This window comes from Streptomyces niveiscabiei (assembly GCF_001419795.1).
Taxonomy (GTDB): Bacteria; Actinomycetota; Actinomycetes; order Streptomycetales; family Streptomycetaceae; genus Streptomyces; species Streptomyces niveiscabiei.
Genome location: NZ_LIRL01000287.1, coordinates 1 through 8,413 on the forward strand (window position 1 = coordinate 1; position 8,413 = coordinate 8,413).

Genomic DNA, 8,413 nt, shown 5'->3' on the forward strand with positions numbered 1-8,413 from the left:
CCCAGCGGTCCGCCCAGGACGTTCGCGAGGCGGGTGGAGAGGCCCCGGAGGCCCTGGACCCTCCCGAACTCCCCCGGCGGGGCTATGAGGGCCGGCAGGGCCCCGGCGGCGGGCAGGAACGCGGCGTCGACGGTCCCGAAGAGGACGGCGACGGCAGCGAGGACCCAGAGCCCGGGGCGCGCGAGGAGCAGCAGTACGGCCGCGGACAGGACGAGCGCGCACCGCACCCCCGTACTGCCCAGGACGACCCGCCGGGCCCCGTACCGGTCGGCCAGCACGCCCCCGCCCAGCATGAGCACAGCGCGGGGCAGCGCTCCCGCGACAGTCACGAGCCCCGCCTGGACGGGTGTCCCGGACTGGACGGCGGTCCAGGAGAGGGCGACGTAGTACACGTTGTCGCCGACCCCGGAGAGGGTGAACCCGGCGAGCCAGCGCAGGACGTTCGGATCCCGGTGAGCGCCCCGCGCGCGCACGGAGCCGCTCACAGCCGGAACGGAAACGCGTAGGTCTGGATCTGCACGTTCTCCCGCCCGTCGGTGTCACCGGCGGCCTCGGCGGCCCGCCCCCGCTCGTCGTAGCGCTGGAGCAGAGCCAGCACCTCACGGTTCAGCTCGGACAGCTCCGCCGCGGTGAGCCGCAGGTTGGACTCGGAGGACTCGGCGGCGGCGTTCCACTCGGCGCTCCAGTGCGCGCGCTCGTCGAGGAAGCGCCGGTACAGGTCGGCGCGCTGTTCGAAGAAGAGCCGGTTCGCGGCGGTGTGCGCGGCGGCGGCCTCGGGCGCGTCGCGGAAGTCCGCGTCGTGGATACGCAGCCCGTCGGAGGTCCGCTGCCACCACCGCTCGCGTCCGTCCGCGCTCTGCGGCTCGGCCTCCTCGATGAGCCCGTGCTCGGCGAGTTTGCGCAGGTGGTAGCTGACGAGGGACACGGCCTCGTCGACCTGCGCGGCGAGCTGCGAGGCGGTCGCCACGCGCGCGACGGTCAGCCCCCGGTACAGCGCGGACCGCAGCGGGTGCGCGAGCGCCTTGAGCGTGCCCACGTCGGTGATCCGCCGGTCCCTCTCCTGGCTTGCCATTCGAACCACGCTAGATACGAAAGAAAAGTTGCGCAACATATTTTGCGCAACTCCCCTTTCGCATCACCGCACAAGTAAGCCCCGCTCGCCAGGCGAACGGGGCTTACAGCAACGCGCTGGAACCTCACCGCACCGGGTGCCCGGCCTCCCGCAGCGCCTGCTTCACTTCCCCGATCCGCAGATCCCCGAAGTGGAACACCGACGCGGCCAGCACGGCGTCGGCGCCCGCGCCCACGGCCGGCGCGAAGTCACCCAGCTTCCCGGCGCCCCCGGAGGCGATCAGCGGCACGGACACGTGCTTGCGGACGGCCTCGATCATCTCGATGTCATAGCCGTCCTTCGTCCCGTCCGCGTCCATCGAGTTGAGCAGGATCTCCCCGGCGCCGAGTTCGGCGGCCCGGTGGGCCCACTCGACGGCGTCGATGCCGGTCCCCCGGCGCCCGCCGTGCGTGGTGACCTCGAACGCCCCGGACTCCGTGCGCCGCGCGTCCACGGACAGCACGAGCACCTGGCTCCCGAACCGCTCGGCGATCTCGCGGATCAGCTCGGGGCGGGCGATGGCGGCCGTGTTGACGCCCACCTTGTCCGCGCCCGCGCGCAGGAGCTTGTCGACGTCCTCGGGCGCGCGCACGCCACCGCCGACGGTCAGCGGGATGAACACCTGCTCGGCGGTGCGCCGCACCACGTCGTAGGTGGTCTCCCGGTTCCCGGAGGACGCGGTGATGTCGAGGAACGTCAGTTCGTCGGCGCCCTCCGCGTCGTACACCTTGGCCATCTCGACGGGGTCGCCCGCGTCGCGCAGGTTCTGGAAGTTGACGCCCTTGACGACGCGCCCGTTGTCGACGTCGAGGCAGGGGATGACGCGTACGGCGAGGGTCATGACGAGGCTCCCGAGAACGCTTCCAGCTCGACCTCGACGAGGATGCGCGGGTCGACGAACCCGGTGACGACGACGATCGTGCTGACCGGGCGCACCGCGTCGAAGATCTCCTTGTGGGCGCGTCCCACCTCGTCGACGTCCCGCGCGTGCGTGAGGTACAGGCGCGTACGGATGACCGCTTCCGGCCCGAGGCCGAACTGGGCGATGGCCGCGAGCGCCGTCCCGAACGCCGTCTTGGCCTGCTCGTACGGGTCGCCCTCGCCGTACAGGACGCCGCCCTTGAAGGACGTCGTGCCGCCGACGACGACCCGGTCGCCCGCCCGGACCGCGCGCGCGAAGCCGAAGGGCTCCTCCCAGGGGCTGCCGCTCTGCACCCGCTGCACGGACGTCATGACGACACCGCCGCCAGCGCCTCTTCCAGCGTGAACGCCTTCGCGTACAGGGCCTTGCCGACGATGGAGCCCTCGACGCCGAGGGGGACGAGTTCCGCGATCGCGCGCAGGTCGTCGAGGGACGACACGCCGCCGGAGGCGACGACGGGACGGTCGGTGGCGGCGCAGACGCCCCGCAGCAGCTCCAGGTTGGGGCCCTGGAGGGTGCCGTCCTTGGCGATGTCGGTGACGACGTACCGCGCGCAGCCCTCGGCGTTGAGCCGCTCCAGCGTCTCGTACAGGTCCCCGCCGTCGCGCGTCCACCCGCGCCCGCGCAGGGTCGTGCCGCGGACGTCGAGGCCGACCGCGATCCGGTCGCCGTGCTCGGCGATGACCTTGGCGACCCACTCGGGCGTCTCCAGGGCGGCCGTACCGAGGTTCACGCGCGTGCAGCCCGTCGCGAGGGCGGCGGCCAGCGTGTCGTCGTCCCGGATGCCGCCGGACAGCTCGACCTTGATGTCCATCGCGCCGGCGACCTCGGCGATCAGCGCCCGGTTGTCGCCGGTGCCGAACGCGGCGTCCAGGTCGACGAGGTGCAGCCACTCCGCGCCCGCGCGCTGCCAGGCGAGCGCGGCCTCCAGGGGGGAGCCGTAGGACGTCTCGGTCCCGGACTCGCCGTGCACGAGGCGGACGGCCTGGCCGTCGCGGACGTCGACGGCGGGAAGGAGTTCGAGCTTGGTCACAGTGTTCCGATCCAGTTGGTGAGGAGCTGGGCTCCGGCGTCGCCGGACTTCTCGGGGTGGAACTGCGTCGCCCACAGGGCGCCGTTCTCGACGGCGGCGACGAACGGGGCGCCGTGGGTCGTCCAGGCGACCTTGGGGGCCCTGATGGCCGGGTTGCGGACCTCCAGGGACCAGTCCTGGACGCCGTAGGAGTGCACGAAGTAGAAGCGCGCGTCCGGTTCGACCCCGGCGAAGAGTTCGGAGCTCTCAGGGGCGCTCACGGTGTTCCAGCCCATGTGCGGGACGATGTCGGCCTTGAGGGGCTCGACCGTGCCCGGCCACTCGTCGAGGCCCTCGGTCTCGACGCCGTGCTCGATGCCGCGCGCGAAGAGGATCTGCATGCCGACGCAGATGCCCATCACGGGGCGCCCGCCGGACAGCCGCCGGCCGACGATCCAGTCACCGCGCGCGGCCGTGAGGCCCTTCATGCAGGCGGCGAAGGCGCCCACGCCGGGCACCAGAAGGCCGTCGGCGTTCATCGCCTTGTCGTAGTCGCGCGTTATCTCCACCTCGGCGCCCACGCGCGCGAGGGCGCGTTCGGCGGACCGGACGTTGCCGAAGCCGTAGTCGAAGACGACGACCTTCTTCGGGGAGCCGCTCAATTCCACACCTCCAGCCTGAGGACGCCCGCGACCAGGCACAGCGCGGCGCTGATCGAGAGCAGCACGATCAGGCTCGTCGGCATCTTCTGCTTGGCGAAGGAGTAGACACCGCCGAGCAGGAACAGACCGAGAACGATCAGAATGGTCGACAGGCCGGTCACAGCGCGCCCTTCGTGGAAGGAAGGATGCCCGCCGCGCGCGGGTCCCGCTCGCTGGCGTAGCGCAGCGCGCGCGCGAGGGCCTTGAACTGGCACTCGACGATGTGGTGCGCGTTGCGCCCGTAGGGCACGTGCACGTGGAGCGCGATCTGCGCCTGCGCGACGAACGACTCCAGGATGTGCCGGGTCATCGTCGTGTCGTACTCGCCGATCATCGGCGCCATCTTCTCGGGCTCGGTGTGCACGAGGTAGGGGCGGCCGGACAGGTCGACGGTCACCTGCGCGAGGGACTCGTCCAAGGGCACCGTGCAGTTGCCGAAGCGGTAGATGCCGACCTTGTCGCCGAGGGCCTGCCGGAAGGCGGCGCCCAGCGCGAGCGCGGTGTCCTCGATGGTGTGGTGCGAGTCGATGTGCAGGTCGCCCTCGGTCTTCACGGTCAGGTCGAACAGACCGTGCCGGCCGAGCTGGTCGAGCATGTGGTCGTAGAAGCCGACGCCCGTGGAGATCTCGGTTCTGCCCGTCCCGTCGAGGTCGATCTCGACCAGGACGGACGTCTCCTTGGTGGTGCGCTCTATGCGGCCGACGCGGTTCATGCGGGCTGCTCCTTCTTGAGTTCACGGACCGCGTCGAGGAACGCGTCGTTCTCGGTGGGGGTCCCGGCGGACACCCTGAGGAAACCGGGTACCCCGTTGTCCCTGATCAGGACGCCGCGGTCCAGGATGAATCGCCACGCCGCGTGCGGGTCGCCGAACCGGCCGAACTGCACGAAGTTGGCGTCGGACTCGGTCACCTCGTAGCCGATGGCCCGCAGCTCGCCGACCAGCCGGTCGCGCTCCGCCTTGAGCTGCTCGACGTACTTCAGCAGCGTCCCGGTGTGCTCCAGGGCGGCCAGCGCGGTCGCCTGGGTGACCGCGGAGAGGTGGTAGGGAAGCCGGACGAGCTGGACGGCGTCGACGACCGCCGGGTGCGCGGCGAGGTAGCCGAGGCGCAGGCCCGCAGCGCCGAACGCCTTGGACATCGTCCGCGAGATCACCAGGTTGGGGCGGCCCGCCAGGAGGGGCAGCAGCGAGTCGCCGTGGCTGAACTCGATGTACGCCTCGTCGACGACGACCATGGACGGCTTCGCGGCCTGCGCGGCCTCGTACAGGGCGAGGACGGTCCGGGCCGGGACGGCGTTGCCGGTGGGGTTGTTGGGGGTCGTCACGAAGACGACGTCGGGGCGGTGCCCGGCGATCGCGCGCGTGGCGTCGTCGACGTCGATCGTGAAGTCGTCCGCGCGCGGGCCCGTGATCCACTCGGTGCCCGTCCCGCGCGCGATGAGGCCGTGCATCGAGTACGACGGCTCGAAGCCGATCGCGCTGCGGCCGGGCCCGCCGAAGGTCTGCAACAGCTGCTGGATGACCTCGTTGGAGCCGTTGGCGGCCCACACGTTAGCGAGGGCGACCTCGTACCCGGTGGTGTCCGTGAGGTACTTCGCGAGCTGCGTGCGCAGTTCGACGGCGTCCCGGTCGGGGTAGCGGTTGAGGTCGCGGGCGGCCTCGCGCACGCGCTCGGCGATCCGCTCGACCAGTTCCTCGGGGAGCGGGTAGGGGTTCTCGTTCGTGTTCAGCCGTACGGGGACGTCCAGTTGGGGCGCTCCGTAGGGGGACTTGCCGCGCAGCTCGTCCCGAACGGGGAGATCGTCGATGCCTGTCACTTGCTCTCCGGAACCTTCCAGCCGAACCTTGCCTTGACCGCCGCGCCGTGCGCCGGGAGGTCCTCGGCCTCCGCGAGCGTGACGACGTGGTGGGCGACGTCGGCGAGCGCCTCGCGCGTGTAGTCGACGATGTGGATGCCGCGCAGGAACGACTGCACGGACAGGCCGGAGGAGTGGCAGGCGCAGCCTCCGGTGGGCAGGACGTGGTTGGAGCCGGCCGCGTAGTCGCCCAGGGAGACGGGCGCCCAGGGGCCGACGAAGATCGCGCCCGCGTTGCGCACCCGGTCGGCGACAGCAGCGGCGTCGGCGGTCTGGATCTCCAGGTGCTCGGCGCCGTACGCGTCGACGACGCGCAGGCCCTCCTCGACGCCGTCGACGAGGACGATCGCGGACTGCCGGCCCGCGAGCGCGGGGGCAATGCGGTCGTCGATGTGCTTGCTGGCGGCGACCTGCGGGATCAGTTCCTTCGCGACGGCGTCGGCGAGTTCGGCGGAGTCGGTGACCAGGACGGCCGCGGCGAGCGGGTCGTGCTCGGCCTGGCTGATCAGGTCGGCGGCGACGTGCACCGGATCGGCGGTGGCGTCCGCGAGGATCGCGATCTCGGTCGGTCCGGCCTCGGCGTCGATGCCGATCCGGCCGGTGAAGTAGCGCTTGGCGGCGGCGACCCAGATGTTGCCGGGTCCGGTGACCATGTTCGCGGGCGGGCAGGACTCGGTGCCGTACGCGAACATCGCGACGGCCGTGGCGCCGCCGGCCGCGTACACCTCGTCGACGCCGAGCAGCGCGCACGCGGCGAGGATCGTCGGGTGCGGCAGGCCGTCGAACTCGGCCTGCGCGGGCGAGGCGAGGGCGATCGAGGCGACGCCGGCCTCCTGCGCGGGCACCACGTTCATGATCACGGAGGAGGGGTAGACGGACCGCCCGCCGGGCGCGTAGAGCCCGACCCGGTCGACGGGCACCCACTTCTCGGTCACCGTGCCGCCGGGCACGACCTGGGTCGTGTGGGTGCCGCGGCGCTGGGCGCGGTGCACGAAGCGGACCCGCCGGATCGACTCCTCCAGGGCCGCGCGGACGGCCGCGTCGAGGCCGGCCAGCGCCTCGGTGAGCGCCTCGGCGGGGACGCGCACGGACGTGAGCCGTACGCCGTCGAACTGCTCGGCGAAGTCGATCAGCGCCGCGTCGCCCCGATGATGCACGGCCTCGCAGATGGGCCGCACCTTCTCCAGGGCAGCCGCGACGTCGAAGTCGGCTCGGGGCAGCAGGTCGCGCAGGGCGGGCCCTTCGGGGAGGGCGTCGCCGCGCAGATCGATTCGCGAGATCACGGAACCAATTCTCGCAGACCTGGTTCCGGGGCCGTCCGCGCGTATCAATGGCTGATACAGAACCACCCCGTCACACAACGTGGCAATGAATTCGGACAGGTTGGGAACTTTCGAAGATCGATGTCACGTTCAGTGTTCAAAGCCTCACGGAGCGGGCAGAACAGGTGCGAGGAGAACAGATGTACGAGGTAGGAGGGGCAGTGGCGATCGAGGGGGCCGGAGCGCATGTCAGGGACCTCCCGGGAGACCTGACGGCGGTCGAGGCGGGCCTGTGGCAGGCGTTCCGCGACGGCGGGGTGTACGACCTGAGCTGCGGCAGCCCGGAGGTGGACGACCCGCACGGCGGCCACCCCTGGGGCGAGGGGCGCACGGTGCGGGCCAGGGTGGTGGCCTGGCTCCTGCTGGACGGCCCGCCGGCGCTGACGGGCCGGGTGTCGTCGCTGAAGCTGGTGGGCGTCCGCATCAGCGGCACGCTGGACGTGTCGGGCGGCCGGGTCCTGCCGTACGTGGAACTGCGCGGCTGCCGGTTCGACCGGGAGGTGCTGCTCCCGGAGGCCCGGTTCACGACGCTGCGCCTCGTGGACTGCGCGGTGCCCCGCCTGGAGGCGGCCCGGGTGCACACGGAAGGGGACCTGCACCTCCCGCGCAGCCGCTTCCCCGAGGGCATCCGCCTGACCGACGCGCACATAGGCACGGACCTGCTGCTCAGCCAGGCGGTGGTGCACCAGGACCGCAGCGGGCGCTCCGTCGCCGCCGACGGGATGACGGTCGGCCAGGACATCCAGGCGGACCTGCTGGAGTCCTACGGCGAGCTGAGCCTGCGCGGCGCGAAGGTCGGCGTGTCGCTGAGCCTGCGCGGAGCCCGCCTCGCCGACCCGCTGGGCCGGTTCGCGCTCAACGCCCCGCAGCTCACCGTCGAGCGCTCGCTGTACCTGACGCCCGCGGCGGCGGGCGGCCGGCAGGCATCCGGGGTGACACCCGCGCGGGGCGTCCGCGTCCAGCGCTTCGAGTGCCGGGGCGGCCTGAGGCTGGACGACGGGCGGTTCGGGGACGCGGTGGACCTCCAGTCCGCGCGCTTCACCCTCACGGACGACCAGGAACTGTCCCTGCGCCGGGTCCACGCGTCGGAGCTGCGCTTCCTCGGCCAGCACCCGGAGCGCGGCACGGTCGTCCTGTCGGGCACGCGGGTCGTCAACCTGATCGACCGCGCGACGGCCTGGCCGGGCCCCGGCCGCCTGCACATGGCCGGGTTCACGTACGACAACCTGATCCCGGTCGGCCCGTTCCCGCTGGCCGCGCGCCTGGAGTGGGTCGCGGCGGCGACCGCGGAGTACGCGCCGGAGCCGTACGAGCGCCTCGCGGCGGTCCTGCGGGCGGGCGGGGAGGACCAGGACGCGCGCGAGGTCCTGCTCGCCAAGCAGCGCAGACGCCGCGAGACCCTCCCGCCGGGCGCGAAGCTCTGGGGGTACGCGCAGGACTGGACGGTCGCCTACGGGTACCGGCCGGGCCGGGCGGCGGTGTGGATGGGGG

Annotated in this window: 11 protein-coding genes; 1 reads left to right on the forward strand and 10 read right to left on the reverse strand. The window is 72.2% G+C overall.

Features of this window, described 5'->3' with window-relative positions; translation table 11 throughout:
- The 10 genes from AOK24_RS14955 to hisD all read right to left on the reverse strand — a co-directional run.
- On the reverse strand, nt 1-485 hold a 485-nt coding region (locus tag AOK24_RS14955), incomplete at its 3' end, for an MFS transporter (protein WP_159051876.1).
- Nucleotides 482-1,072: a winged helix-turn-helix domain-containing protein gene (locus AOK24_RS14960; RefSeq protein ID WP_055720559.1), complete on the reverse strand. Its 591-nt coding sequence runs from the start codon at nt 1,070-1,072 to the stop codon at nt 482-484. The genes AOK24_RS14960 and AOK24_RS14955, both read right to left, overlap by 4 nt.
- A 124-nt stretch (nt 1,073-1,196) precedes the next feature.
- The gene (hisF, locus tag AOK24_RS14965) at nt 1,197-1,952 is read right to left on the reverse strand and encodes an imidazole glycerol phosphate synthase subunit HisF (RefSeq protein WP_055720560.1); all 756 of its coding nucleotides are present in this window, start codon (nt 1,950-1,952) and stop codon (nt 1,197-1,199) included.
- Entirely contained in the window at nt 1,949-2,344 is a 396-nt protein-coding gene (locus AOK24_RS14970; protein WP_055720561.1) for a RidA family protein, read from the reverse strand. Before AOK24_RS14970 ends, hisF begins: the two co-directional genes overlap by 4 nt.
- Nucleotides 2,341-3,066, reverse strand: a complete 726-nt coding sequence (priA, locus tag AOK24_RS14975; protein WP_055720562.1) for a bifunctional 1-(5-phosphoribosyl)-5-((5-phosphoribosylamino)methylideneamino)imidazole-4-carboxamide isomerase/phosphoribosylanthranilate isomerase PriA — start codon at nt 3,064-3,066, stop codon at nt 2,341-2,343. The genes AOK24_RS14970 and priA overlap by 4 nt, the downstream gene beginning before the upstream one ends.
- On the reverse strand, nt 3,063-3,713 hold the full coding sequence (gene hisH / locus AOK24_RS14980) for an imidazole glycerol phosphate synthase subunit HisH (RefSeq protein ID WP_055720563.1): 651 nt from the start codon (nt 3,711-3,713) through the stop codon (nt 3,063-3,065). The genes priA and hisH overlap by 4 nt, the downstream gene beginning before the upstream one ends.
- The gene (locus tag AOK24_RS49195; protein WP_050369832.1) at nt 3,704-3,868 is read right to left on the reverse strand and encodes a hypothetical protein; all 165 of its coding nucleotides are present in this window, start codon (nt 3,866-3,868) and stop codon (nt 3,704-3,706) included. The genes hisH and AOK24_RS49195 overlap by 10 nt, the downstream gene beginning before the upstream one ends.
- Entirely contained in the window at nt 3,865-4,458 is a 594-nt protein-coding gene (gene hisB, locus AOK24_RS14990) for an imidazoleglycerol-phosphate dehydratase HisB (protein WP_055720564.1), read from the reverse strand. The genes AOK24_RS49195 and hisB overlap by 4 nt, the downstream gene beginning before the upstream one ends.
- On the reverse strand, nt 4,455-5,561 hold the full coding sequence (locus AOK24_RS14995) for a histidinol-phosphate transaminase (protein WP_055720565.1): 1,107 nt from the start codon (nt 5,559-5,561) through the stop codon (nt 4,455-4,457). Before AOK24_RS14995 ends, hisB begins: the two co-directional genes overlap by 4 nt.
- A complete protein-coding gene (gene hisD / locus AOK24_RS15000) occupies nt 5,558-6,883 on the reverse strand; it encodes a histidinol dehydrogenase (RefSeq protein WP_055720566.1) in 1,326 nt (441 codons plus the stop codon). The genes AOK24_RS14995 and hisD overlap by 4 nt, the downstream gene beginning before the upstream one ends.
- A 179-nt stretch (nt 6,884-7,062) precedes the next feature.
- Between hisD and AOK24_RS15005 the strand changes: the two genes are divergently transcribed.
- The coding region (locus AOK24_RS15005) for a hypothetical protein (protein WP_055720567.1) at nt 7,063-8,413 on the forward strand (1,351 nt) is incomplete at its 3' end.

Excerpts from the sequence above, each read along its gene's own strand:
- hisF (WP_055720560.1), bottom strand. The coding sequence starts at position 1,952 with ATGACCCTCGCCGTACGCGTCATCCCCTGCCTCGACGTCGACAACGGG.
- AOK24_RS14970 (WP_055720561.1), bottom strand. The coding sequence starts at position 2,344 with ATGACGTCCGTGCAGCGGGTGCAGAGCGGCAGCCCCTGGGAGGAGCCC.
- hisB (WP_055720564.1), bottom strand. The coding sequence starts at position 4,458 with ATGAACCGCGTCGGCCGCATAGAGCGCACCACCAAGGAGACGTCCGTC.
- AOK24_RS14960 (WP_055720559.1), bottom strand. The coding sequence starts at position 1,072 with ATGGCAAGCCAGGAGAGGGACCGGCGGATCACCGACGTGGGCACGCTC.